Source organism: Oceanobacillus sp. FSL W8-0428 (assembly GCF_038004405.1).
In the GTDB taxonomy this organism is placed as follows: Bacteria; Bacillota; Bacilli; order Bacillales; family Amphibacillaceae; genus Oceanobacillus; species Oceanobacillus sojae.
Window position 1 is genome coordinate 604,640 of the sequence record NZ_JBBORB010000001.1, and the last position, 24,605, is coordinate 629,244.

Sequence of the window (24,605 nt, forward strand, 5' to 3'; positions counted from 1 at the left end):
TATTTATAAACACTGAAATTCTAAAAGGAGAATGTAGCGATGCATGTTATTTTATCTGGCTATTATGGTTTTGATAATGCCGGTGATGAAGCAATCTTACATAGTATTATTGCAGCCTTGCGCCGGGAGAATCCAGCTCTTGAAATCACCGTTTTATCGAACCATCCTCATCAAACTGAAAAAGCATTCCAGGTTAAAAGTGTAAACCGGCATCGCTTCGCTGAAATTAATCAGGTCATGCGGAAGGCAGATGGGTTAATCAGCGGTGGCGGTTCCTTATTTCAGGATGTTACCAGCAGCCGGTCGCTTTTATATTATGCCGGTGTTATTCAGCTTGCCCGGTTCCATAAAATCCCTGTATGTATCTATGCCCAGGGCATTGGCCCATTACGCCGATTATCCAGCAGACGCCTCGTTTCTTATCTATTTAATCGTTCGCAATATATTTCTGTCAGAGACAAAGATTCCAAATCACTTTTACAAATCATTGGTGTAAAGGAAGCTATTCAGGTTGTACCAGATCCTGTTCTTGGACTGCAAACCTCTTTTCCTGAAAAGAAGTCCTCCAATATCATTTGTGTTGCCGTACGCGCCTGGATGGATTATCACGCCTATAAAAAACAGTTAGCTATCTGTTTAGACCGTCTCTATCAGCAAGGGTATACCATAGAATTTCTACCGATGCATGGACAGCAGGATTATGCTGCCTCTCTCGAAATTCAGCAAGCGATGCACGCTCCAAGCAATTTGATTCCCGTTACTTCTTCTTTCACAGAAAAAATGGCGCATATTCACCAGGCAGACGCACTTATTGGGATGCGCCTTCACGCACTTATTTTTGCAGCAATGGCGATGACGCCTTTTGTCGCTTTGTCTTACGATCCCAAAATTGACGCACTCACAAAGCAATTTGAACAGTCTGTCGTCGGTCATGTTGATAAGCTTAATTGGACAGCAGAAACTTTATTTAAACAGGTTCTGGAGCTGTTAGATACAAAGGGGGAGCACCCCGCTCTCTGGCAGCAGGTCAAACAATTGCATCAGGAAGCACAGGCTACAGCATCAACAGCTTTAAATACGTTTAAAATGCATAAAACAAGCTAGGTAATCGAAACAGTGATCTTCCTTTAAATCAAGAAAAAGCAGTGACCTCAATCACTGCTTTTTCTTGATTTCTTTCTTTTTTTAAACGGTTTAAATATAAATGTCTTGACCCGGCGTAGCATGGTTACTACCGGCCTTTTGCCTCCCATAACAAGCCCGGCCAGCTCGGCAAAAATATGTAGAAGAAATATCATAACAGCTGTAAAGAAAAGAGAAATTGTTAAATCAGCTTCTGAGAAGAGAATTCCGATTATCCCGAATAATGCACTGAACAGATAAATGATGACAACTGTTTTTTGATGGCTGTAGCCGGCATCAATTAACTGGTAGTGAATATGACGGCGGTCTGCTGTCATAATGCTTTCTTTGTTATACATGCGCCGAATCATTGCAACCAGTGTGTCAAAAATAGGCACTGCCAGGATCACAACTGGAATAATAAAACTGAAGAAGGTAATGTTTTTAAACAAACCTAAGATTGAAATGATTGCCACAATGTACCCCAGCAAATTCGAGCCGGTGTCCCCCATATATATCTTGGCGGGGTAAAAATTATGATATAAAAAGCCGATATTAGCCCCGATAAAAGTAATACACAAATAAGCAACCAGGACCTGATAATCGACAAGCGCCATTGCGAAGATGCTGATCAGGGCAATGGTTGTTACCCCTGTCGCCAGGCCGTCTAGTCCATCAATTAAATTAATCGCATTGGTAATTCCGATAATCCAGAAGAAGGTAAGCACTGGACCTAAAAACCCCAGCTCAATAACTCCTAAAAGTGGAATCGTGATACGTTCAATTACCAGGCCTGCATAAATAAGCAGACTTGCAGCAATAACCTGCCCTGATAATTTAATGATGGGACGTATCGTGTACTTATCATCAAGCGCCCCTGTAATCAGAATGATAATAGAACCAATCAGAATTTCATCCACATAGATATGGCTTGGCTGCAAGTAAATCATACCAAACAGAGCGCCAATAAAAATGGCTAACCCGCCTAATCTTGGCGTAGCTTTTTGATGTATTTTCCGGTGATTCGGTTTATCCATTATTCCTAATTTCACTGCCAGCTTCTTTACCGGGTACGTAACCAGTAATGCCGTAATTGCAGAAATAAAAAAGGCTATTGTTAAATCCAAATAGTTAAACATAGTATTCTCCTAGGTATTACAATTCGCTTGTCTTCAGCATCCACTTAGCTGACAGCAGTAAAAGAGAACAGGGTAAGCTCCCTATTCCATTTCCACTACCTTTCTTTTTTCGACATTATTTCCGGTCGACTTCTTTAAATTATATAAGACTCTTCCTAGATTGCGCAATGATTTATCCGATTATTCTTCAGGAAACTTTCATGGCGGGATTCTGCTCATACAGAAATAGGTAAAGTGCAGCTTTTATTAAGAATAAAGTTATGGTACATTCATTACTAAACAGTTTCTCTAGAAGGAGGTGCTCCAGCATGTATTTGTATATTTTTGTATTAGCAGCTGCTATTGCTGTAGTGGGAATAATCGGTGTATTCCGTTCCACAGTGGATAATGTGCTGACCGAGCCTGAAAAGATTCCGCAGTATATGTCGAGTTTTTTCACGAAGGTTGCTCTCGTAGAATTTTTGCCTATCGTCATGGTTGTGCTTGGCTTTACTTTTTCGCCCGGGGAACCGTTGGAAATGGCCGACGCATATGTTCCAATTGCAATTATTGCCGTTTTAATTGTTTTTAATATGTTTTATATTTTCTCCCAGCGGTCGCCTGCAGGTAATGTCGAACAAGACGTGAAGCAGCGTCTTCAAATGTTGATATTTCTTACGATTGCTTTAGCAAACTCGATACCTTTTATTGCAATTATTTTTATACTTTTGACAGTACTTTAATCCTGATGTGCTTTACATCAGGATTTTTTCTGTCTGCTCTTTTGCTGTACCTGAAAATCCTCAGCTTATCTTAGAAAATTTGGTTTATAGCTTTATTTCGCAGCTTTGATTACTTATAATATAGAATGTTATCGTTCTGATTCGGAAATGGGGGTTATGTTTTGAGTAAGCCGTCTGTTACAGTAGAAAAAATTTGTTTACTGGCCGGGAAGATAATGCTGGCTTCTGGAGCTGAGACTTACCGGGTTGAGGATACAATGGACCGGATTGCACGGTGTTACGGTGTAGAAAACCCCCAAAGCTATGCTACATTGACCGGCTTACACTTCTCTCTCGATTATACATCAAGCAGTTATTTCCTACGGATTACCAAGCGAGCTACTGACCTGCATAAAATAGATGAGGTAAATCAGCTTTCCCGGGAAATTGTTGCCCATCAAATGCCGCTTTCCACTGCTTATGATAAGCTGAAAGCCTTAGAAAAAAATGTGCCGACTTTTTCGTTAAGCTTTCAGGTGCTGGCGGCAGCATTGGTGAGCGGATGCTTTTCCTTAATGTTTGGCGGAATCTGGCTGGATTTTCTGCCAGCTTGTCTTGCCGGAGGAATCGGCTATCTGACAATGATTCTTTTTGATAAAATGATTGAAATTCGTTTCCTGGCAGAGTTTTTTGGAGCATCGTTCGTCGGTTTAATAGCCTTATCCTGTTTTTCATTTGGATTTGGCGGCAGTCTGGAAATGATTATTATCGGTGCTGTAATGCCCCTTGTCCCCGGTCTTCCAATTACCAACGCCATCCGTGATTTAATGGCCGGTCATCTTGTTTCTGGTGTTTCTAAGGGAATTGAGTCCTTGCTCACCGCTGTGGCTATTGGGGCAGGGATTGCGATTGTTTATGGATTTTTCCCGGTTTAAGAAGTTTTTTAAAAATTTTCAGGCAGCCTATTGAATGGAGGATGGAACAAAATGTTAGAGATAATCGTACAGCTTGCCGCCAGTTTTATTGCATCTGCAGGCTTCGGGGTATTATTTAATGCACCTAAAAAATCATTAATTCCATGCGGTCTTGTCGGGATGATCGGCTGGATTTTCTTTTATACGCTGACGAATTATCAAGTGGATATCGTTGCTGCAACAGCGTTCGCAGCTATTCTTGTCTCTATTCTCAGTCAGGTATGTTCACGTATTCTAAAGCGTCCAATTATTATATTCACTGTATCCGGCATTATCCCGCTTGTTCCCGGCGGTGTCGCCTATAATGCAATGCGGAACTTTGTGGAGAATGATTATAATACAGCTATCCAGCTCTCCGCCCAGGTGATGCTGCTGGCTGGAGGTATTGCGATAGGTTTAATGTTTTCCCAGGTTATTAATCAAATTATGACAAAGCTGCAGAAGGCGAAGCAGTAATCTGCGCAGGAGTTCTTTAATTAAAGCTTTATTTTGATATTAAAAAGTGAGTCGATTAGGGCTCACTTTTATTACTGTTATATTGCGGGTTGCTTATTCGCCTGCAAATTTTCTAATTTCTTCCTGGCTCAGTTCTGTAATGTCTGCGATTTCACTGATAGGCATACCTTTTTCTATCAATTTTAAAACTACTTCTTGCTTCTCTTTTTCTATTCCTTTTTTCATTCCCTCTTCTATACCTTCCAGTTTTCCTTCTTCTATACCCTCTTGTTTCCCCTTTTCAAAATATGAATTTGGCAATTGCAACATGACTTCCTTCTCCCCTTCCGGCAAGTTTTCGGTTTTCTCCATCATTTGCGCCTCCTCCTCTTTATTTAGTTTCAAATAAGTCTCGAAAAATCCATATAGGAATTCCATTTTAGCTGGATTAATAATCATCCGGATGATTATTCGCAGAAATTCTAATTTCACCTGGACACGTTCATGCGCTTCATAGCCCATCTGGCTGAGTAATGCTGCCACAGCCAGGTTATCCAATTGAATATATTCTCTCCAGTTTTTCTTGGTCGAGTGCAGTTGTAAAAAATTAAATTGGAGTACGTCCTGGGTGGGTGTATCTATTCTGAATTGAGCCGGCTCTTCTTTCTTCCTATAATAACTCAAATCGGTTTGCGGTGTTTGGCATAGAAGTAAGAAAAATAAAGGAACATTCTTTCGAGGAGGCTGGGCTCAAGCCCACGGAAAGCGGAGTGTATTTCTGTAGCGGCTGACTCCAGTATTTTTATATACTATCTTATTTTTTAAAAATACAGATATTCCGTTTCCACTGTTAACGCTTTATTTTCCAACAATAACAGGTTGTTCCATTTAAATTCTGAAAAATTAATTAATTTTCTGGTTTTCACAGGTATATATATTGACAAAGATACTGTTCATTCTGTAAAGTTAATGATTAATCCCCTTCTAATCTTTAGGGTATTTTTAATGTTTTTAAAGAATGTTCAAAAGCTCCATAAAATAGCAAACTGACAGCAGAAATATCAGCAGATGCGTTATTTTTCAGCTTTTTGAACAAGTACTGTTAACATCTTTATAAACTAAAGAATTGAGGAATATAATCATGAGTGAAACTATACAACCAAAAGCAACTATTGTGATTTTTGGAGCAACTGGAGATTTGGCAAATCGCAAGCTGTACCCATCCATCTATCGTCTTTATAAGAGTGGGAAATTAGATGAGGATTTTGCAGTTATCGGTCTCGCCCGCCGCGGATGGGATAATAATATTATCCGCGAAAAAGTAGAGGAATCGATTCAGGGCTTAATTTCTGAAGGCGAAGACGTATCCGAATTCACTTCTCATTTTTACTATAGATCGTTTGATGTGACATCTACGGATTCCTATAATGACTTAAAGGATATGGTGGAATCTCTCGAGAAAAAATATCAAACGGGTGGAAACCGCCTGTTCTACTTAGCAATGGCCCCAGACTTTTTCGGTACCATTGCAAATCAGCTGAAAAACCATGGTTTAAAAGAGACTTCAGGCTGGACACGATTAGTTATCGAAAAACCATTTGGACATGACTTACCATCCGCTAAAAAATTAAATAAAGAACTCCAGGCCGCTTTTGAAGAAAATCAAATCTACCGTATTGATCATTACCTTGGAAAAGAAATGGTTCAAAACATTGAAGTTATCCGTTTTGCGAACGGGATCTTTGAGCACCTGTGGAATAATCAGTTTATCAATAATATTCAAGTTACCAGCAGTGAGACTCTTGGTGTAGAAGAGCGTGCGCACTATTACGATAAATCTGGTGCAACTAGAGATATGATTCAAAACCATATGATGCAAATGGTTGCCCTGCTTGCTATGGAGCCGCCGATTAATCTAAGTACGGAAGAAATCCGTTCTGAAAAAATAAAGGTATTACGTGCATTGCGTCCTATAAAAGAAGAAAAAGTCAGCAAGTATTTTGTCCGCGGCCAATACGGTGCGGGGAATGTAAACGGTGAAGAGGTCATCGGCTATCAGGATGAAGCAGAAGAGCTAAAAGATTCTGAAACAGAAACCTTTGTTGCCGGCAAGCTGGCGATTGATAACTACCGCTGGGCCGGTGTTCCTTTTTATATTCGTACCGGGAAGCGTATGAAAGAAAAATCAACAAAAATTGTTGTCGAATTTAAAGATATTCCTATGAACCTTTATCATAAAAAAGATGATTTACGCAATCCTAATTTACTTGTCATTAATATTCAGCCAAATGAAGGAATTACACTTCACCTGAATGCGAAGAAAACTGGTAATGGCAATTTAACAGAGCCTATTCAGCTTGCTTATCATCAGGATGCTCAATCCGGCATTAACACCCCAGAGGCCTACGAAAAGCTTATCTACGACAGTATGCTTGGCGATGCAACCAACTTTACACACTGGGATGAGGTAGCATTGTCTTGGGAGTTTGTCGATCGTCTTTTAGCCAGCTGGGCAAAACAAAAGGCGGAGTTCCCGAATTATGAATCTGGATCTATGGGGCCAAAAGCTGCAGACGAGTTACTTGAAAAAGATGGCTTCCGCTGGTGGCCTGAATAAAACTATCCAATGATAACGAAAAATAAGCCTCTTGCTGAGATTGCAAGAGGCTTATTTTTAATATCTTCTTGATTGAAATACGGAAACAATAAGCACGATACTTGTTATCCAATGCATCACCATACCAACAATCGGGATAAATCCAATAATACTTGTAATAATTCCTAAAACACTTCCCGCTATCCATCTTCTATCACGGCTGGCAAGCACCAGCGTGATAATATGAAGAACCAGCATTACAAATAATGGCGTATAGCCGGATCCCATAATATATAGGCCGCCAAAAAGCGGAATTCCAAGCAGCCCTTCAAATATTCCTGTCAGTAATTGCATAATTTGAGATAATACCATTTTATCCACCTTCTCCTTGCTTTCCTTTTCTTTTATCATACCCGATTTTCGACTAAAACGGACATTTTTTACAGAAAATCGATATATTTTTACTTTATCATTAAAAATTTTTCTACTACGCTAAACTTTATTAAAAAAGGAAGCTCCCGCCAATAAACTTTTTACCTTTATAGCGAGAGCTGACCTTCTTTTTTCACTCTTTTAATTAGCTTTTTGCCGCTTTCTTACGTTTTCTTCTTTCCTTTACTTTCTTCGTCATATTATCAAATATCAGATAGATGACAGGTACAAAGAATAAGGTGAAAATACTGGAAACAGTCAGCCCAAAGATAATCGTTACTGCTAATGGCTGCTGCAATTCTGCTCCTTCACCGATGCCAAGTCCTAATGGAATCATTGCCAGAATTGTGGTGAGGGACGTCATTAGAATTGGACGCAGTCTGGATCGTCCCGCTTCAATGATCGCTTCCAGCTGATCCATGCCCCGTTTGCGCAGAATATTGATATAGTCTACAAGAACGATGGAGTTATTTACAACAATACCGGCGAGCATTATGATGCCGATAAATCCGGCCACACTAAGGGAGATATTGGTTATAAATAATCCGCCGATAACACCGATAATAGTTGTTGGCAGTGCAAACATAATAATAAATGGCTGCAGGAGATTTTCAAATTGTACAGCGAGAACGATATACACTAAGAAAATCGAAAAGATGAGTGCTAATCCAAGATCCATAAAGGCATCTTCCATATCTTCTGCCTGACCGCCAATACTATAGCTGTAGCCTTCAGGAAAGTCCATTTGATTAAGCTTCGATTCTATATCCGATACCACGCTTCCTAAATCACGGTCAACCACACCGGAGCTGATATTCATCTGTGCCTGCTGATTTTCTCTCAATAGTGTCTGTGGGCCTTCTGCCTGTTCTATCTCGACCAGTTCATCCAATGGCACTGTTGCTCCTGATGGTGATTGAATGCTTGTATCCAACAGATCCTCAATGCTTGTACGCGTATCTTCCGGATAGGAAAGACTAATATCAATTTCCTGTCCACCTTCACGATACTGCCCAATTACCTGTCCGGAAAACTTCATTTCCAGCTGGCTGGTGATTTGCGCTCCTGATAAACCATAGCCGGATGCAAGATCCTCGTCTACACGAATCTCCATTTGCGGGATACCATCTTCTGCTGTGGAGGATAGATTAGTAACGCCTTCTATCTCTTCTACCTCTGTGAGCACCTGCTCCGATAAATCAATAAGCGTCTCATTTTCAGGTCCGTTTAATTGTATCGTTATCGGGTCTCCCATCTGCATACCGCCATCCGTGGCAGAGGCGGTAATATCAGCACCTGCAATATGCTGTACCCGTTCATCAATTTCCACCATAATCTGTCCCGTTGAGCGGTCACGTTCAGCTGCCGGTACTAATTGCAGCGTATAGTTTGACTGGTTTATGCTTCCAGTAAAGCCGGAGGATCCAATGGTTACATAATTGACCTCCATATATTCCTCATAGTCTGCTAAAATCTCATCTACTTGTTCTGTAATATTCATTGTATACTCTAAACTGCTTCCCGGCGGAGTTTCCACTGAAATCTGCGCCTGACCCTGGTCTGCTGACGGCATAAATTCCATACCGATTCGCGGGATTAGAAAAAGACTTCCTGCAATCGCTAAAATCGTTACCAGCACGGTTGTTTTTCTAAATTTCAAGACCTTTTCCAGGCCATTTCCATAGCGATCCTTTAACCAGTTTAAGAATTGATCAAACCAATATCTTTTTCCTGAGCCTTCCATGACATTTGCTAACAGCTTGGAAGACAGCATTGGAACCAGGGTAACTGCAACAACTAAGGAAGCCACCAGAGAGAAGGATACCGTAAGTGCCAATGGTGTAAATAAATCAGATGATATACCTTCTACAAAAACGATTGGCAGGAACACTACTAATGTCGTTGTTGTCGAGGCAATAACTGCCGGTGCCAGCTCAATAGATCCCTTGGTTGCTGCTTCAAACAGACTGTAGCCTCTTCTGCGGTACGAGAAGATATTCTCCAATATAATTATTGAACAATCAAGCATCATACCGATTCCGAGTGCCAGTCCTCCCAGAGAAAGAACATTCAATGTCTGGCCTGTAAAGTACATAAGCGCAAAGGTTGCGATAATAGCAATTGGGATTGATAATCCAATAACAATCGTTGCCCGAATACTCTTTAAGAATAAGAGCAGAATTACAAAAGCAATTGCTCCTCCAATTAAAATATTATTCATTACAGAATCAATGGACATCTCGATAAATTCAGATGTATCAATGATTGTTTTCAAATCAAGACCTTCCGGCAATTCTTCAATGACTCCCGGCATTGCATCCTTGATATTTGTTGCCACTTCTACTGTATTTGCATCCGTCTGCTTCATTACAGACAGAACAAGTGCATGCTCCCCGTTTACCATGGTTTCAGAGGAAACATCCTTAAAATCGTCCTGTACCGTTGCAATATCGGAAACACGAACAATACCGCCTGCCTCTGATTGAATTTGTGTATTTTCAATGTCTTCGGTTGTTTCAAATTCACCGACGACACGAATTTGTAAATCCTGATTCCCCTGTTCGACGGTGCCAATGGAAGAAGAGCTGTTTTCACTTCTTAGGGTATCCATCACCGCTTGGGGGGATATGCCGTATTGCTCCAGACTTGCTTCATCTAACTCAACCTGAATCTCTCTTTCCAGTCCTCCTTCAATGGAAACGGAGGCTACGCCCTCCTGTCTTTCAAAGAAAGGGACGATTTGCTGATCTGCTATTTCTGTTAGTTCTGCTAAATCATCACCAGTCAATCCTAAGTACATTACCGGAAGCGAATCTGGGCTAAAGCGAAGAATATTCGGCTCTCCTGCTCCTTCAGGTAAGAATCCTTTTACTTGATCGACTTGCTCCCTTACATCAAGTAAGGCCTGATCTAAATCTGTTCCATTTTGAAACATAATCATAACCATGGATGCACCGGATTGCGATTGTGATTGAACGGTATCTATTCCTTCGACTGCACTCACCGCTGACTCAAGTGGTCTGCTGATTAAATTCTGCACGTCTTCAGGCGCTGCATCCTGATAATTAGTGGCTACAACAGCTACCGGCAAATCTATTTCAGGGAAAAGATCAACTGCAAGATTACGCAGTGACATGAATCCTAAAGCAAGAACAGCTAATACAATCATAATGACACCAATTGGCCGTTTTACAGAAGTTCTTATAAGCTGCTTCAAAATCTATTCCCCTTTCACTACTTCGACAGCATTGCCGTCTTCTAATCCTGTTTGACCTGTTATTACGATTTCTTCTCCTGCTTCTATATCGCCCTCTACGGCTGTTTGCTGTGATTGCATCGTAACTATAGAAACAGCTCGCTGCTCTACCGTTTCATCATCTGTTACAACAAACACAAAGGTTTCTCCTTCAGTCTCTACAACAGCTTCTGTCGGTACTAATAAGGCATCTGATTCCACTGTTTCATCAACTGTTATCTTAGCAACCGATCCGGAGATAAAGGATGAATCTCCAGCTTCAAAGGTTGCCGTAACAGAATATAATCCTGTATCATCAGGAACCCGATCCATATTTGTAATAGTGGCTGTCTTTTCTTCTCCATTCACTGTTAAAGCTACTTCATCACCGGTATTCAGCAGTCTCACCATACTTTCCGATACGCCGCCAGCGGCCTGCCATTCATCTGTATCGGCAATCAGCATAAACGGTTCTTCCGGATCAATATTCTCTCCTTCTCCTGCCTGAATTTGAATGATTTCTCCAGCTTCAGGTGCATCAACAGACTGTGTATTGCCGTCGAAAGACAATTCGGCAACTTTATCGTTTTCTTCTACTTTATCTCCTGCCTTTACTTCTAATGTATCCACCTCTAACGGCTGTTCAATCATAATCGGGGTTACTTGAGAGGCTTCAATCCGGGCGTTAAACGTTCTTTCCCTGGTTAAATTCCCTTTCTTGACTTCATCTGTCTGTACAGAAGTAATTCCATCGTCTCCATTTTCTTCTGCTGATTCATTCTCATCTTCTGTGCATGCTGCTAATATAAGCAGCAAAAAAACCAATCCTATTACTCCTATCCTTCTTTTCATCGTTATGTATATGCCCCTTCCATATTTTATCCGGAGATAAGCTCCTCCAGTTTTTTATTAAATTTCACTTCTTTATGTAGTACGAAAGTTTCGTATGCTTTGTTTCAAATAATTCCTCATTTTAGTATATCCGTTGAAATATGCCCTCGCAAACTTAGTCTGGCTGATGAAATTAAACACTTAGCCGGGTATCCAGCTTTCATTTATTAGCTAATTTAACGCCTGGTGCAGGTTTAATCCCTTTTATATAGGGGAATGTATAAACAAATTTTATTTTCTCTCTATTTCGACAAAAATTAGATTTCACTTTTCCGTTTTCATGACAACTTATATGTATTTTAGAGTATTCTCGACAATTATAAAGATAAACACATCTAAACCTGCTTTAACTTCGCTATATATAGAAATATGCACATTTATACACTTTTAAGCGCTTTGTTTATTCTTACGAGTATAAGGTATAATAAAGAATCGAATCACCGTCATCTTCCATACTAATGCACTATCCTCACTCTGCTTTCGGCACAAATATATAAGTTTATTTGCCCTCTACAAAAGGTTCTTTAAGTTTTAAATACTAGTTTATTTTGAATTTTTATCAAAATATATACCTGAAAATTGCCAAAATAAAAAGGAGACGGAAAAAATGAAAAAATTACTATTTGCTTTGATGACTGCGTCATTCCTGGTGTTAGCTGCATGTGGTGACTCATCAGAAGGAGAAATTGATACAATTGTTTTTACTGATGCCGGCTGGGACAGTGTGAATGTACATAACTATATTGCCGGAAAAATTATTGAAGAGGGGTACGGTTATGATACAGATATAACTTCTGGATCGACAGCTGCAACGATGCAGGGGTTAAAGGATGGAGACATTAATGTAAATATGGAGGTATGGACAGATAATATCCGGGAGCTTTATGAAGAGCTGACGGAGAATGGTGATATTGAAACATTATCTGTTAACTTTGATGATAATAATCAGGGGATTTACGTTCCCGCCTATGTTATTGAAGGCGATCCAGAGAGAGGAATTGAACCGCTTGCTCCCGATTTAAAAACGGTAGAGGATTTAAAAAAGTACCCGGAAGTATTTGAAGACCCGGAAGATCCAGGCAAAGGGCGTTTGATTAATGCTCCAAGCGGCTGGGAAGTAGAGCAGGCAATTAATGATAAGTTTGATTTTTATGGACTGGATGAAACATTTAACAATTTCAGCCCGGGATCTGACTCTGCCATTATTACAGATTTAGCCCGTGCCTATGAAGCTGGAGAAGGCTGGGTTGGCTACTACTGGTCACCTACTGCAATTACAGCTAAATATGATTTAATTTTACTGGAAGAAGCTCCATATGATGAAGCAATTTGGGAAGAGTCCAGAGGAACAGAATTCCCGCCAAATGATGTCGTTATATCTGTGCATTCTGATTTTCCTGAACAAGCGCCAGAGGTTACAGAATTTCTGGAGCAATACGAAACTAGCAGTGCATTGACTGAAGAAGCTTTGGAGTACATGGAAGATAACGGAGCGTCTACAGAAGAGGCTGCTCTATGGTGGATGCAGGAGCATGAAGATATTTGGACAGAATGGGTTCCGGATGACGTCGCTCAGGATGTACTTGACTCCCTTGAATAATAGAATATGAAAATATGAAAACATGGAGTAGCTTGCCACCAGGCTGGCTGCTCTTTGTTTACCACTTTAAACACATTAAAGAAGGAGAGGTATATACTGCTTTTTTCAGCAGTTATAATGCTTATGATTAGTTTTCCAGATATTACTTTCGAAGCCGGTAAATATGTTGATGATCTTGTCAGCTTTCTTGCCGATAATTTAGAAGCTTTATTTGATTTTATATTTTTTGTAACCTCCAGATCCATTAGCGGATTGACCGATTTCCTTATGATTATTCCATGGTGGTTGTTTATTATTATCATCTTTTTACTTGGGTGGTATTTTAAATCGATTTTCTCCGGTGTTTTATACGGTATATTCATATTTCTTATCGGGAGTTTTGGACTTTGGGAAGAAATGATGATTACGATTTCCATTATTTTAACTGCTGTTATTATTTGTTTAATTATCGGGATTCCGCTTGGAGTTGCGATGGCATTTAATAAATGGGTTTCAATGATATTGCGTCCAATTCTTGATGCTATGCAGACGATGCCGAGTTTTGTGTATTTAATTCCAGCTATTTTCTTTTTCGGACTGGGTAACGTTTCCGCTATCTTCGCTACTTTGATTTATTCCTTGCCGCCGGTTATCCGTTTAACAGACCTGGCTATCCGCGGTGTAGATAAAGAAGTGGTTGAATCGGCACAGTCTTTCGGTTCTTCCAGATGGCAGACCTTATCAAAGGTTCAGCTGCCGCAAGCATTGCCGACCATTATGGCCGGTGTCAATCAGACAACCATGATGGCACTCGCAATGGTTGTTATTGCATCCATGGTTGGAGCTTCCGGACTTGGGGAGCAGGTTCTCGTATCGATTAACCGGATTGATATCGCTCTCGGTTTCGAAGCCGGTATCAGTATCGTATTCTTAGCAATTATTATTGACCGAATTACAAATGGAATTGCTGAAAAAGTACAACGTCGTGGGGGTAATAAATAATGACTGTACAAATTCAAGTAAAAAACGTATCTAAAATATTTGGTTCAAAGCCAAAATCCGCTATTCCTTTGATAAAAAAAGGGTTATCCAAGGAAGAAATTTTAAAGAAGACCAATCATACAGTTGGTGTTTATGATGCTACCTTTGATATTAATAAAGGCGAAGTTTTCGTGATTATGGGACTGTCCGGGAGCGGAAAATCAACATTGATCCGCTGCTTCAACCTATTGAATAAGCCGACAGACGGTTCAATATTATTAGACGGACAGGATATTACCAAGTGCAGCAAAGACGAATTGAAAAAGGTCCGGCAGGAAAAAATCGCAATGGTGTTCCAGCATTTCGGTCTATTCAGCCACCGGACTATTTTAGCAAATGTAGAGTATGGTTTAGAAATCCGCAATATACCAAAGGAAAAACGACGGGAAATTGCGCAGCAGAATATTGAAACAGTAGGGTTAAAAGGCTATGAGGATAAATATCCGGATGAATTATCCGGCGGGATGCAGCAGCGTGTAGGCTTAGCCCGTGCACTCACTAATGACCCCGACATTCTCTTAATGGACGAGCCTTTCAGTGCTCTTGATCCATTAATCCGCCGGGAAATGCAGCTTGAACTGCTGGATATTCAAGAGCGGCTGCAAAAAACCATTATTTTTATTACACATGATGTGAATGAAGCCTTCCGAATTGGTGATCGTGTCGCCGTGATGAAGGATGGTCATGTAGAGCAGGTCGGGACTCCGGAAGAAATCATTGCAAATCCAGCTAATGAGTATATTTCCGAGTTTATTAAGGATATCGACCGTTCGAAGGTATTCCAGGCCAGTCATATTATGACGAAGCCAAATGCGCTTGTTTCCAGTAAAGATGGTTTAAATGTGGCGATAAAAGAAATGCGTGAGAACGGGATTTCCAGTGTATTTGTCGTTGACCGGTCCAGACGTCTTCAAGGGATTGTTACCATTGACGATGCTATTCAGGGGATTAAAGAAAAGAAATCATTAGGCGATATAATCAGAAAAGATATTACCATTGTTAATGAAGAGGAATATATCAATGATTTAATTCCAAAAGCATTAGAATCAAGCTTTCCCTTAGCTGTTGTAAACGAGGATAAAAAGCTTGTCGGCTACATTTTACGTGTGCACGTACTATCCGGGCTCACCTCTGATGATGTGAATGAAAGTGAAGAATATGTTTACTAAGCTGTATTAATATAGAGCATAACTGCTCAAAAAGAAAGAAGAAGGTAATGGATGTAGGAGGTTCATTCCCTTCTTCTCTATTTTTAGAGCTGCTTACTCATTGTTGCGGGGAAGTTCATCATCTTCGTTTAAGTTATTATTGTCATCTCTTTCCATCTGATCATTGTTGTCATTGTTGTCGTTATTAAATTCATCTTCTCTTTCTTCATGATCGATGGTTGGGTTATCATCCGCCGGTTCTTCATCATTAGATGTACCGCATGCAGTCATCAATGTAAGAGCAAAAACAGAAGTACCAACTTTTAATAATACCTTTTTCATAAAAAATTCCTCCCTTCTAAAATAACCTATTGCTCGAAATTAGGTTCTCCCAGAAAAGAGGAATCATACATTTTTTATAATATTCATTTAGGAAATTTATTACATTTCTCTTTATTTAATCGCAAATGTAATTTCTGCTTCACATGCAGTTTCTCCATTGACGGTTGCAATACCTTTTCCTTTGCCGATTGGTCCCTTCATGCGGATAATCTCAACTGTCAGCTCCAACTGATCTCCCGGCTTCACTTGACGTTTAAAACGGCATTTATCTACTCCTGCTAAAAAGCCAATTTTACCTTTATTTTGTTCCATCCCTAAAACGGCAATCGCCCCTGTTTGTGCAAGAGCTTCTAATATAAGCACGCCCGGCATTACTGGATAGTCAGGAAAATGGCCGGGGAAAAATGGCTCGTTTGCTGTAACATTTTTAATAGCTGTGACTTTTTTCCCTTCTTCTATATCCTTTACTTGATCTACTAATAAAAACGGATAACGATGTGGCAATACTTCTTTAATTTGTTGAATGTCCATCATTCTTCAACAACTCCTTTTTATATGTATGTATTGTCATTATAGCTGATTTAGAAATTGAATGAAATGGAAAGCCTGCCTTCCTCGAATCAGCTGTGAGAATAGCTTTATGCATTATCTGCAGGGAACAGAAATAATCTTTTACCCATGGATAACTGCCCGGAAAACTTCTACATATGATTATTTGATTTTTACATAAGTCTCTAAAAAGCACGAAAACATATTCGTCCATCATCGAATATGTTTTAATCTACTTTATTTACAATATCGACAATATGCTGCCAGGTTTCCATGCGCAGCACATCTAACGGAGACCCGTCACCCAAGACGGCAAAGCCGATCATTAAACCAACGATAAAAGCAGCTGCGGCGAATATCAATACAACGATAATACGCAACCAGATTGGGAAAATACGCAATCTCGGTCTGCTGAGTTTCTGTCTGCGTTTACTTTGCTGCTTTTCTTCCTTTTCCATTTTCCTGGAAAATTCTTGTTTTACTGCTTGTTCCTCACCCGCCGCTGCTGATTCTTCCTCTGCTTTGTGTGAGGTCTTTTGTGAAGATGGATTATTCGTCATTTCTGTAACTCCTTATAAGAAGATGTTTAAAAAGTTTCATAAAAGTGACACATCGAAGTTTCGGGTCCTTTTTTCCATCTTTTTAAACACTGACTATGTATAGCCCTGTTTATTCCAGCTGTCAGAGCACAACTAATGGATGAGACTCAGGAACGGATTGTATTCACTAATCCGGACATTTGATCACCCATCGTAATCGAACGTGAATTAAATTGATAAAGTCGCTGTGCTGCAACCATATCTGTCATTGCACGTGATAAGTCAACATTAGACTGCTCCAGAGATTGTGGATGAATAACAGCACCCTCTCCGGCATATGCCTGAATAATTTCATCTGCCTCAGCCTCTGCTGATACGGAGAAGAAATTATCTCCCTGCGCTTCTAAAGCACTTGGACGCACAGCTTCCATAATGGCTAACTCGGCTTCTGCAGCCTGGTTATCACCGCGGGTCACTATTAACTGCCCCTGATCATTAAATTCAACGGAATCAAATCCATCCTGAATTTCAATAGGGCCTTCTTGTCCGATAATAGGATGTCCATCGGAAGTTGTCAAGGCAAGTGTATCTCCCTCAGCTGGAGAAAGATAAAATGAGCCGTCTCTTGTATAGACTGTTTCTTCTTGTCCATTTTCTACCCGATTCACTTGGAAGAACATATTCTCTCCAGTTAAAGCAGCATCTAATGCCCGGCTCGTCTCAATCAGGCTTCCCTGCTGCTGGTTTAAATGAATTGCACCCAGTCCTGCTCCGGTTCCAACGCGGATTCCATCCGGAGTCAGCCTTCCCTCGGCATTTTCTGGCGAATTTAAATTATTAATCTGCTGGTTTAACAAGGAAGAAAATTCTACTTGTCTGCTCTTATATCCAGTTGTCCCATTATTAGAAATATTATTCCCAATAATATCGAGCTTGTTCTGAATTTGATTCATTGTTACTGCTGCCTGATTCATTATGCGTGACATGTCAGATTCCTCCCTAACTTAAGCGGCCAATTTCTGTGACTGCTTTTCCCAGACTTTCATCATATACCCGTAAAACGCGCTGATTCGATTCAAATAAGCGGTATGCGTTCATCATATCCGTCATTGATTGTGCGGTATTTACGTTAGATTGCTCCAAAGCACCCTGCTGTAACGTATAATCGGCATCTCCCGGCACAGCTTCTGCATCGCCCTGAAAAAGATCATTTCCTTCTTTAATCAATGTGTTTGCATCAGCTACATACTGGATACCAATTGTAATATCTCTGCCAGCTGTTGGAATAACTCCTTCCGGGCTGATGATATCAATGGTTCCATCTGTTTGGATGTTATTGCCGTTTTCATCTAAAACATAGTACCCCTGATTTGTTACGAGGTACCCATCTGCATCAATCGTAAAATTCCCGTTTCGAGTGTAGCGCACATCTCCATCATTATTCTGAACTGTGAAAAAGATAGCTCCATTCTCATCAGGAACCTCTCTTTGATTAATGGCAACATCTGTTGGCAAACCAGATTCGACTATATCTCCTTGAGCATAATGCGGAATTGTTTCCTGGACATATACACCTGTATTCAGCCCGCCTAATTGACGGGAAGAAGGAATGTTGAAACCTCCCTGTGTTGTCGGAATACGATTCGTACCACCCGTCTGTTCAATTAATAATTCTGGAAAAGCGCGAATAGCCGTCTGGTCGGACTTATATCCTGGAGTATTTGCATTAGCAATATTATTAGACAATGCTTCCTGTTGCCGCTGCTGCGTTAGCATACCACTTGCTGCTGTGTATAGACCTCTTAACACAAAGCCGCCTCCTCCGTAATAGAAAGTGCTAAAAAGACGTGCCGGCAGCAATAAATAGATTTAATATTGCTGCCAATGGCTGTCTTTTACTGAAGCTTGTCAGTTAACACTTCTTTTTTCAAGCTTATCAATGTTTTCAAGCATAATTCCTGTTCCTTTTGCTACACAATCCATCGGATCCTCTGCAATAAAGATAGGAACCTTTAATTCTTCAGCCAATAATTGATCCACGCCGTGAAGCAGTGCCCCACCACCGGTTAAAATAACACCTCTGTCAATTATGTCTGCTGATAATTCTGGTGGCGTCTGCTCAAGAACTGCTTTTGCAGCTTGGACAATAAGGGCTACAGATTCCATTAATGCCTGCTGGATTTCCTCCGATTCAATCGTTATTGTTCTTGGTAATCCGGATACCATATCACGGCCTCTGATATCCATTGATTCCTTGCGTGAACCAGGGAATACAGTAGCTACATTAATTTTAATATCTTCTGCTGTACGTTCACCGATAAGCAGTTTGTATTGCTTCTTAATATATTGAAGAATATCCCAATCAAATTTATCTCCAGCCATTTTAACGGATTGAGAGGTTACAATACCGCCCATAGACAGTACAGCTACATCGGTTGTACCTCCTCCGATGTCTACCACCATATTTCCGCTTGGCTGATAAATATCCATGCCGGCACCTATTGCAGCTACTTTCGGCTCTTCCTCTAAGTATATGCGTTTTCCGCCAGACTTTTCTGCCGCCTCTTTAATTGCTTTCTGCTCTACCTTTGTTATGTTTGTCGGGCAGCAAATAAGCATTCTCGGCTTCGATAAAACACCTTTGACGTTAATCTTATTTATAAAATATCTTAACATTGCTTCTGTGACATCAAAATCAGCGATAACCCCGTCCTTTAACGGGCGCAGCGCTTCTATGTTACCCGGTGTACGTCCAACCATACGGCGGGCTTCCTCTCCTACTTCAAGCACACGGTTCGTATTACGATCCATGGCAACGACAGATGGTTCATTTAAAACTATTCCTTTTCCTTTAACGTGTATCAATACATTTGCGGTACCAAGATCAATCCCAATATCTCTGGAAAACATGAATCTAAATCCTCCTAGCGTTACTATCTTGCACCGTCCTAAGACAAAATGCTACTAGTATACTATTTTACCACAAAATACGGTAATTAACTGTATGAAAAAAATATTTTTTTGTTTTTTTGGCGGTCTTATTTAAAAAAATTCAAATTATTATCTTTTGGTTGGGTGCATTGATTATTAAAAGCTATAATTTACTCATTTTCATTAAAACAAACAATGTAATTTATTATCTCAACTTTTTCAGCCTATAATAATTAACTCAACTTTCGCACCTAAGAATAAACATATAAACCTTGCTGTTCCAAGATGTTCATAATCTCTATTATCATGCTTGCGGAGGCGGACCGTTTTGACTCCTGAGGGATTAGCACCATCTGAAGATCCACTTTTGCCAAGTGATCTTCTTGGCAAAAGTTAGCTGAAGAGCGTGCCCCTAGGAAAGCGAAACGGTCCGCCGTAGCGGTCGCTTTACACTTTACCTTCTATCTTTGTCAACAGATATATGGAAGTAATGCAACCCCCTGTTCTTATGGATAGGAAGTTACTTTTTAAAGTGCGAAAGTTGAGTAATTAAGTAAAATTATATTAGTCACTATAATATTTGGTCATAAATCACTCCATTTTCTTGTAATAAATCAGTATTTATCATTTAATCAAAGATTTTCCGAGCACCTAAAAAAGCAGTAAAACTATTTCTAATCATTGTTCTACTGCTTTTTTAACATATTTATAATATTAAAAAAATAAATTGCATAGAGATTTTTTAACTCCCCTGAGTCTTTGGTCTGCTTGATGAAGCAAGAAATTTTTGTGTGATTTTCGTTTCTTTTAATGTATCTTCTTCATCCTTCGATATTTTGTATTTTTTCCTTGTTGCTTCGCCTCCGCGCAAATGACGGATTGCTTTATGATATTCAAGTATTTCTTTTACTTCCTGAGCCAGTTTAGGATTAATTTCCGGAAGCCGTTCTGTCAGATCTTTATGGACTGTGCTTTTGGATACGCCGAACTCTTTTGCAATCGTCCGGACTGTTTTTCTTGTTTCTACAACATGCCTCCCTATTTTAATTGTCCTTTCTTTGATGTAATCATGCACACCGTTCGCCCCCCTAAGTTGTAATTCCGAGGTGTCGCTTGGACAGGGTGTATGTTTTGGGATAGGACTTATGGATAAGCGGCTGACTATTTTTTATGTAGTCATTGGTCTAAAAAAGAAAAAGGGTTCCACTTTAGATGAATGGTATTTATAAATTACATGTCTTTTCACCTCAGACAGTTCGATTGCATGGTTTGTAATATCATCATATTAAAAAAATCGTTCCTTTATGCTTAAGTTTTGTACAAATAATCATGGGGACAAGGTGTATTTTCAAAAGTATGTTAATAAATTGCTTTTAGGGGAGTCCAAAAAGCCCAATAAAAAAATCTGGCAATGAATTTTATTCATCACCAGATTTTTGGTTTTCCCAGTTACTTTTATTATTCTTCAGACTCGTCCAGTTCTACATCAATTTCTTCGTCTTCACTTGGTGCTTCGTCTTGTTCTACATTTTCTTCTGCATCTTCTTCAGGCTCTACAACATCTTCTCCTGAAGTTGGTTCCTCACTTACTGCTTCATCTTCCGCAGCGCTATCTTCAACAGCAATGCTGGATGCCGGCTGTTCAAAGTAGCTTTCTGGATTTACTTCTGTACCATCTTTACGGATTTCAAAATGCAAGTGTGTTCCATTGTCTTTACCAAACAAGTTTTTACCAGCTGTTCCCAGCTTATCTCCTTGGGCAACTTGGTCACTTACAGAAACTGCTACATCTCCAAGACTAGCATAATACGTTTTTAAGTCTTCACCATGTGATAACACAACTACGTTACCTAGTAATGGGTCTTCCTTCACTTCTTCTACTGTTCCGCTGATAGATGCTAAGACATCAAAAGTTTCTGCATCTGCTGCTGCAATGTCTACTCCTGTACTTTGATAGTAACGATTGTTGTAAAGTACAAGTGCATTTTCTCTGTCTTCCTGCTCTGCGTTGTAATCAAAAAATTTAGTTACGATTTCTGCTTCATCTGTGTTTTCCAGCGGCATTCCTACCAATTCCTGCTGGTCAACTACTGGTACAGCATCTTCATCATTCATTGATGGAAGGTAGTGATCCTCTGCATTTCTTTGGTCATCCTGCTCTGAAACATCAGATCCTGCATTTTGATACCAAATGACTGACGCTAATAAAACAGCTGCAATACTTAAATACAATGCTGGGAAAAACCATTTCTTGCGGAAAATTTGGCTCCATTTATTTTTTGGGCCTTTGAATTCCTCTTTCATTTTCATCACCTCTGCAACCATTGTGAGCAGAAAAAGAGAATTATATACATGACTATGAAAAATATTTTTGATTTTCATAATAAATAGGTTGCATAGAGGGTTTAGTAGAAACGTTTTCACCTTTACAATAAAAGTAGTTTTACCTATTTAGACAATTAAAAACCCCCGCTCAGTTAGAAACGAGGGTTGGTGCAATTTCACTTACCTGACTGATTTCTACATCTGTATAGTAGTAGTGAATAATGTCTTCATAGTTTTTTCCTTCTGCTGCCATGCCATTTGCGCCGTATTGGCTCATTCCGACACCATGCCCATAGCCCTGAGTCGTAAAAATCAGATGATTGTCACTCTGTTCAATGGTAAAATCACTGGATCTCAAGCCCAATTTATCGCGAAATTCCGGTCCTGTAAAAGCATTCCCGGCAACTGTTATTTCTTTTACCCTGCCGCTGTCTGTATGGCTGATTTCCATTGGGATTTTCTTATCATCCTGAAGCGGTATTTGTAATGCCTCCGATACTTCTGCGACACTCAGCGTTGTCTGACTGGTGAATTCTGGTGCATTCTTATCCCAGGGACTCTCTACACTGCGCAGATAGGCAACCTCACTCTCCCAATAATCCTCCGAGTTTTCCGTATATCCGTTACTTGTGGAGAAAAAAGAGGCTGTAATCGGTGCCTTATTATAAGTTATGATTTGTCCTTCTGTTTCCTTAACTGCCTGATTTATTTTATTCATTTTCTCCTGATATTCTGCTCCCCATTGCTCTTGCAGCTCCTGTTCACCTTTATATACCTGATGCTGTGTTGAATCAGTCAAATCATAGTTGCCATTCTTTTCTCCATTCAGCAGGAAGTTGACAGTAAATGTTCTCGCAGCAACTGCCTGGGCTTTTAACGCCTCCATTTCAAACTCTGTCGGCATTTCGGAGGAAACAACACCGGCAACATATTGCTCTACCGGAACATTCTCCACCTCGTCATTGCTCACCCGCATGACAGATACATCAAATGGAGATGCCCCGACCTCCACTGCTTCCTCTCCCGCCGCTGTTTCTTCAGAAGTATCCTCTGCCCCGTTTTCTTTATCAGGATTTTCTTCATCTGTATCCACCACTTCTACACCTGCACTAATTTGATTATCCGTCTTTGTAATCTGGACAATAATTGCCGGGACTGCCAGAATAAAAATAATCAGTACTGCAAAAACACCTATTATCATTTGCTTCCAAGGAGATGGGCGCTGATGATTATAATACGTTGATTTCCGGTTAGAAAAAGGTACGATTTTCTGTAATGGCTGGTTCGGTATCCTTTTCTTCTGCTGCAGCTGCTTCATTTTCTTATGAATTGCTGTGTTTTTCTGTTTATACTTTTTGTTATGCACGTTCCTCCTCCTTTTCTAAAACTTTCTGAATATCCTCTTAAGCTGTTTATCTATCATGCCTACTATTAAATCTATACATTTTATTGGCAAAATAGACCTTTTTCTTATGATAATTTTAGAGAAAAAAATATGTGGGAGGCTGGAACTGTTCATAATATGTATGCATTCAAAAACCATAGAAGCTCTCCTTTATTCGTGCAAAGAGCATTCTATGGTTTTTAATTTTATTAAGCCTGTATTTCCTCTTCTTCAATTTCTCTCGACCGCTGTGGTCCAGTCGTCGGACTGTCTTTATAGTTCTCATCATAAAGATGGCAGGCAACGCGATGGCCGGACTTTATTTCCTGCCATACCGGCTTCACATCCTTGCATATATCCATTGCCATCGGGCACCTTGTCCGGAACACGCACCCTGAGGGCGGATTTATAGGGCTTGGCAATTCCCCCTCTAAAATAATCCGTTCTCTCTCTTCTTCTATATCCGGATCGGGAATAGGAATGGCTGATAGAAGAGCTTTTGTATATGGATGCAGTGGATTTTCATAGAGATCCTCGCCGTCGGTCTCCTCTACCAAATTCCCTAAATACATCACGCCAATCCGGTCTGAGAATTGCTTAACCATCGATAAATCATGGGCAATAAATAAAAATGTCAGCCCTTTTTCCCGCTGCAGCCGCTTCATCAGATTCACTACCTGCGCCTGTACGGAAACATCTAATGCAGAAATCGGCTCATCAGCTATAATAAAGTCCGGATTCAGTGCCAGCGCTCTCGCAATTCCGATCCGCTGCCGCTGTCCGCCGCTGAATTCATGTGGATAGCGGTTTACATGGTCCCTGCTTAGTCCAACCTCCTCCAGCAGTTCGTACACACGGTTCATCAAATCCTTTTTCTTCTTAAAGATACCATGTACCTCTAAAGGCTCGGAGATAATTTCTCTGATGGTAGACCGTGGATTCAATGAAGCGTAGGGATCCTGAAAAATCATCTGCATCTTCCGGTAAAGCGCGAATTGTTCCTTTTCGCTTAATCCATGCACATTTTCATAATTAAACCAGACATCTCCGTCTGTTTTATCATATAATCCCAGAATCGTACGGCCGATAGTAGATTTTCCACAGCCGGATTCTCCAACCAGGCCATAGGTTTCCCCTTTAAAAATATGGAAGGATACACCATTGACTGCTTTTAAAATATCTGCCTTTCCAACATCAAAGTATTTCACAAGGTTTTTTACTTCCAGTATTTTATCTTCCATC

General features: G+C 40.1%; 23 protein-coding genes. 8 read left to right on the forward strand and 15 right to left on the reverse strand.

Going from position 1 to position 24,605, the window contains the following annotated elements:
- Positions 1 to 39: 39 nt before the first annotated feature.
- Complete coding sequence (gene csaB / locus MKY30_RS02605) at positions 40 to 1,104, forward strand: polysaccharide pyruvyl transferase CsaB (RefSeq protein WP_341082739.1); 1,065 nt, start codon at positions 40 to 42, stop codon at positions 1,102 to 1,104.
- 47 nt (positions 1,105 to 1,151) lie between these two features.
- Here csaB and MKY30_RS02610 read toward each other — a convergent pair whose 3' ends face one another.
- The gene (locus MKY30_RS02610) at positions 1,152 to 2,261 is read right to left on the reverse strand and encodes a glycosyltransferase family 4 protein (RefSeq protein WP_341082741.1); all 1,110 of its coding nucleotides are present in this window, start codon (positions 2,259 to 2,261) and stop codon (positions 1,152 to 1,154) included.
- A gap of 308 nt (positions 2,262 to 2,569) precedes the next feature.
- Between MKY30_RS02610 and MKY30_RS02615 the strand changes: the two genes are divergently transcribed.
- From MKY30_RS02615 to MKY30_RS02625, 3 genes are all read left to right on the forward strand, one after another.
- A complete protein-coding gene (locus MKY30_RS02615; RefSeq protein ID WP_341082743.1) occupies positions 2,570 to 2,983 on the forward strand; it encodes a hypothetical protein in 414 nt (137 codons plus the stop codon).
- Between the two features lie 161 nt (positions 2,984 to 3,144).
- Entirely contained in the window at positions 3,145 to 3,897 is a 753-nt protein-coding gene (locus tag MKY30_RS02620) for a threonine/serine exporter family protein (RefSeq protein ID WP_147212626.1), read from the forward strand.
- Positions 3,898 to 3,948: 51 nt separating this feature from the next.
- Positions 3,949 to 4,392 carry a threonine/serine exporter family protein gene (locus MKY30_RS02625; RefSeq protein WP_147212627.1) on the forward strand — a complete coding sequence of 148 codons (444 nt, stop codon included), beginning with the start codon at positions 3,949 to 3,951 and terminating at the stop codon, positions 4,390 to 4,392.
- Positions 4,393 to 4,485: 93 nt separating this feature from the next.
- Here the strand turns inward: MKY30_RS02625 and MKY30_RS02630 are convergent, their stop codons facing one another.
- Complete coding sequence (locus MKY30_RS02630; RefSeq protein ID WP_341082746.1) at positions 4,486 to 4,929, reverse strand: helix-turn-helix domain-containing protein; 444 nt, start codon at positions 4,927 to 4,929, stop codon at positions 4,486 to 4,488.
- 583 nt (positions 4,930 to 5,512) lie between these two features.
- Here MKY30_RS02630 and zwf point away from each other — a divergent pair.
- Complete coding sequence (gene zwf / locus MKY30_RS02635; RefSeq protein ID WP_147212628.1) at positions 5,513 to 6,988, forward strand: glucose-6-phosphate dehydrogenase; 1,476 nt, start codon at positions 5,513 to 5,515, stop codon at positions 6,986 to 6,988.
- Between the two features lie 57 nt (positions 6,989 to 7,045).
- Here the strand turns inward: zwf and MKY30_RS02640 are convergent, their stop codons facing one another.
- The 3 genes from MKY30_RS02640 to MKY30_RS02650 form a co-directional block, all read right to left on the reverse strand.
- Positions 7,046 to 7,339 (reverse strand): hypothetical protein, encoded by a 294-nt coding sequence (locus tag MKY30_RS02640; RefSeq protein WP_147212641.1) that lies wholly within the window; start codon positions 7,337 to 7,339, stop codon positions 7,046 to 7,048.
- A 205-nt stretch (positions 7,340 to 7,544) separates the two neighbouring features.
- On the reverse strand, positions 7,545 to 10,616 hold the full coding sequence (locus MKY30_RS02645) for an efflux RND transporter permease subunit (RefSeq protein WP_341082747.1): 3,072 nt from the start codon (positions 10,614 to 10,616) through the stop codon (positions 7,545 to 7,547).
- A 3-nt stretch (positions 10,617 to 10,619) separates the two neighbouring features.
- Positions 10,620 to 11,459, reverse strand: a complete 840-nt coding sequence (locus tag MKY30_RS02650; protein WP_341082748.1) for an efflux RND transporter periplasmic adaptor subunit — start codon at positions 11,457 to 11,459, stop codon at positions 10,620 to 10,622.
- 673 nt (positions 11,460 to 12,132) lie between these two features.
- Here MKY30_RS02650 and MKY30_RS02655 point away from each other — a divergent pair.
- The 3 genes from MKY30_RS02655 (at position 12,133) to MKY30_RS02665 (ending at position 15,314) form a co-directional block, all read left to right on the forward strand.
- Positions 12,133 to 13,125 carry an ABC transporter substrate-binding protein gene (locus tag MKY30_RS02655; RefSeq protein WP_341082750.1) on the forward strand — a complete coding sequence of 331 codons (993 nt, stop codon included), beginning with the start codon at positions 12,133 to 12,135 and terminating at the stop codon, positions 13,123 to 13,125.
- A 123-nt stretch (positions 13,126 to 13,248) separates the two neighbouring features.
- Positions 13,249 to 14,106 (forward strand): ABC transporter permease, encoded by an 858-nt coding sequence (locus MKY30_RS02660; RefSeq protein WP_147212631.1) that lies wholly within the window; start codon positions 13,249 to 13,251, stop codon positions 14,104 to 14,106.
- Positions 14,106 to 15,314, forward strand: a complete 1,209-nt coding sequence (locus tag MKY30_RS02665; RefSeq protein ID WP_147212632.1) for a quaternary amine ABC transporter ATP-binding protein — start codon at positions 14,106 to 14,108, stop codon at positions 15,312 to 15,314. The genes MKY30_RS02660 and MKY30_RS02665 overlap by 1 nt, the downstream gene beginning before the upstream one ends.
- Before the next feature lie 93 nt (positions 15,315 to 15,407).
- On the opposite strand, the gene MKY30_RS02670 is transcribed toward MKY30_RS02665, so the two are convergent.
- From MKY30_RS02670 to MKY30_RS02715, 10 genes are all read right to left on the reverse strand, one after another.
- A complete protein-coding gene (locus MKY30_RS02670; protein ID WP_147212633.1) occupies positions 15,408 to 15,635 on the reverse strand; it encodes a hypothetical protein in 228 nt (75 codons plus the stop codon).
- A 111-nt stretch (positions 15,636 to 15,746) separates the two neighbouring features.
- Complete coding sequence (fabZ, locus tag MKY30_RS02675) at positions 15,747 to 16,169, reverse strand: 3-hydroxyacyl-ACP dehydratase FabZ (RefSeq protein WP_147212634.1); 423 nt, start codon at positions 16,167 to 16,169, stop codon at positions 15,747 to 15,749.
- Positions 16,170 to 16,411: 242 nt separating this feature from the next.
- The gene (locus MKY30_RS02680) at positions 16,412 to 16,744 is read right to left on the reverse strand and encodes a DNA-directed RNA polymerase subunit beta (protein WP_147212635.1); all 333 of its coding nucleotides are present in this window, start codon (positions 16,742 to 16,744) and stop codon (positions 16,412 to 16,414) included.
- A gap of 146 nt (positions 16,745 to 16,890) precedes the next feature.
- Positions 16,891 to 17,709 carry a flagellar hook-basal body protein gene (locus MKY30_RS02685; protein ID WP_341082751.1) on the reverse strand — a complete coding sequence of 273 codons (819 nt, stop codon included), beginning with the start codon at positions 17,707 to 17,709 and terminating at the stop codon, positions 16,891 to 16,893.
- A 13-nt stretch (positions 17,710 to 17,722) separates the two neighbouring features.
- On the reverse strand, positions 17,723 to 18,532 hold the full coding sequence (locus MKY30_RS02690; RefSeq protein WP_341082752.1) for a flagellar hook-basal body protein: 810 nt from the start codon (positions 18,530 to 18,532) through the stop codon (positions 17,723 to 17,725).
- Positions 18,533 to 18,631: 99 nt separating this feature from the next.
- Positions 18,632 to 19,633 (reverse strand): rod shape-determining protein, encoded by a 1,002-nt coding sequence (locus MKY30_RS02695; protein WP_147212638.1) that lies wholly within the window; start codon positions 19,631 to 19,633, stop codon positions 18,632 to 18,634.
- Between the two features lie 763 nt (positions 19,634 to 20,396).
- Positions 20,397 to 20,729, reverse strand: a complete 333-nt coding sequence (gene spoIIID, locus MKY30_RS02700; RefSeq protein ID WP_147212457.1) for a sporulation transcriptional regulator SpoIIID — start codon at positions 20,727 to 20,729, stop codon at positions 20,397 to 20,399.
- A 383-nt stretch (positions 20,730 to 21,112) separates the two neighbouring features.
- Positions 21,113 to 21,958 (reverse strand): peptidoglycan DD-metalloendopeptidase family protein, encoded by an 846-nt coding sequence (locus tag MKY30_RS02705; protein WP_341082753.1) that lies wholly within the window; start codon positions 21,956 to 21,958, stop codon positions 21,113 to 21,115.
- Positions 21,959 to 22,127: 169 nt separating this feature from the next.
- Positions 22,128 to 23,345, reverse strand: coding sequence for a stage II sporulation protein D (gene spoIID / locus MKY30_RS02710; RefSeq protein WP_341082754.1), 1,218 nt, complete (start codon positions 23,343 to 23,345; stop codon positions 22,128 to 22,130).
- Positions 23,346 to 23,572: 227 nt separating this feature from the next.
- A complete protein-coding gene (locus MKY30_RS02715; protein WP_156985145.1) occupies positions 23,573 to 24,604 on the reverse strand; it encodes an oligopeptide/dipeptide ABC transporter ATP-binding protein in 1,032 nt (343 codons plus the stop codon).
- Position 24,605 lies beyond the last annotated feature (1 nt).

Coding starts and splice junctions, on each gene's coding strand:
- zwf (WP_147212628.1), top strand. CDS start 5,513: ATGAGTGAAACTATACAACCAAAAGCAACTATTGTGATTTTTGGAGCA.
- MKY30_RS02665 (WP_147212632.1), top strand. CDS start 14,106: ATGACTGTACAAATTCAAGTAAAAAACGTATCTAAAATATTTGGTTCA.
- MKY30_RS02660 (WP_147212631.1), top strand. CDS start 13,249: ATGATTAGTTTTCCAGATATTACTTTCGAAGCCGGTAAATATGTTGAT.
- MKY30_RS02615 (WP_341082743.1), top strand. CDS start 2,570: ATGTATTTGTATATTTTTGTATTAGCAGCTGCTATTGCTGTAGTGGGA.
- MKY30_RS02695 (WP_147212638.1), bottom strand. CDS start 19,633: ATGTTTTCCAGAGATATTGGGATTGATCTTGGTACCGCAAATGTATTG.
- MKY30_RS02680 (WP_147212635.1), bottom strand. CDS start 16,744: ATGACGAATAATCCATCTTCACAAAAGACCTCACACAAAGCAGAGGAA.
- csaB (WP_341082739.1), top strand. CDS start 40: ATGCATGTTATTTTATCTGGCTATTATGGTTTTGATAATGCCGGTGAT.
- MKY30_RS02610 (WP_341082741.1), bottom strand. CDS start 2,261: ATGTTTAACTATTTGGATTTAACAATAGCCTTTTTTATTTCTGCAATT.
- MKY30_RS02685 (WP_341082751.1), bottom strand. CDS start 17,709: ATGTCACGCATAATGAATCAGGCAGCAGTAACAATGAATCAAATTCAG.
- fabZ (WP_147212634.1), bottom strand. CDS start 16,169: ATGATGGACATTCAACAAATTAAAGAAGTATTGCCACATCGTTATCCG.
- MKY30_RS02640 (WP_147212641.1), bottom strand. CDS start 7,339: ATGGTATTATCTCAAATTATGCAATTACTGACAGGAATATTTGAAGGG.
- MKY30_RS02655 (WP_341082750.1), top strand. CDS start 12,133: ATGAAAAAATTACTATTTGCTTTGATGACTGCGTCATTCCTGGTGTTA.
- MKY30_RS02670 (WP_147212633.1), bottom strand. CDS start 15,635: ATGAAAAAGGTATTATTAAAAGTTGGTACTTCTGTTTTTGCTCTTACA.
- MKY30_RS02715 (WP_156985145.1), bottom strand. CDS start 24,604: ATGGAAGATAAAATACTGGAAGTAAAAAACCTTGTGAAATACTTTGAT.
- MKY30_RS02705 (WP_341082753.1), bottom strand. CDS start 21,958: ATGAAAGAGGAATTCAAAGGCCCAAAAAATAAATGGAGCCAAATTTTC.
- MKY30_RS02625 (WP_147212627.1), top strand. CDS start 3,949: ATGTTAGAGATAATCGTACAGCTTGCCGCCAGTTTTATTGCATCTGCA.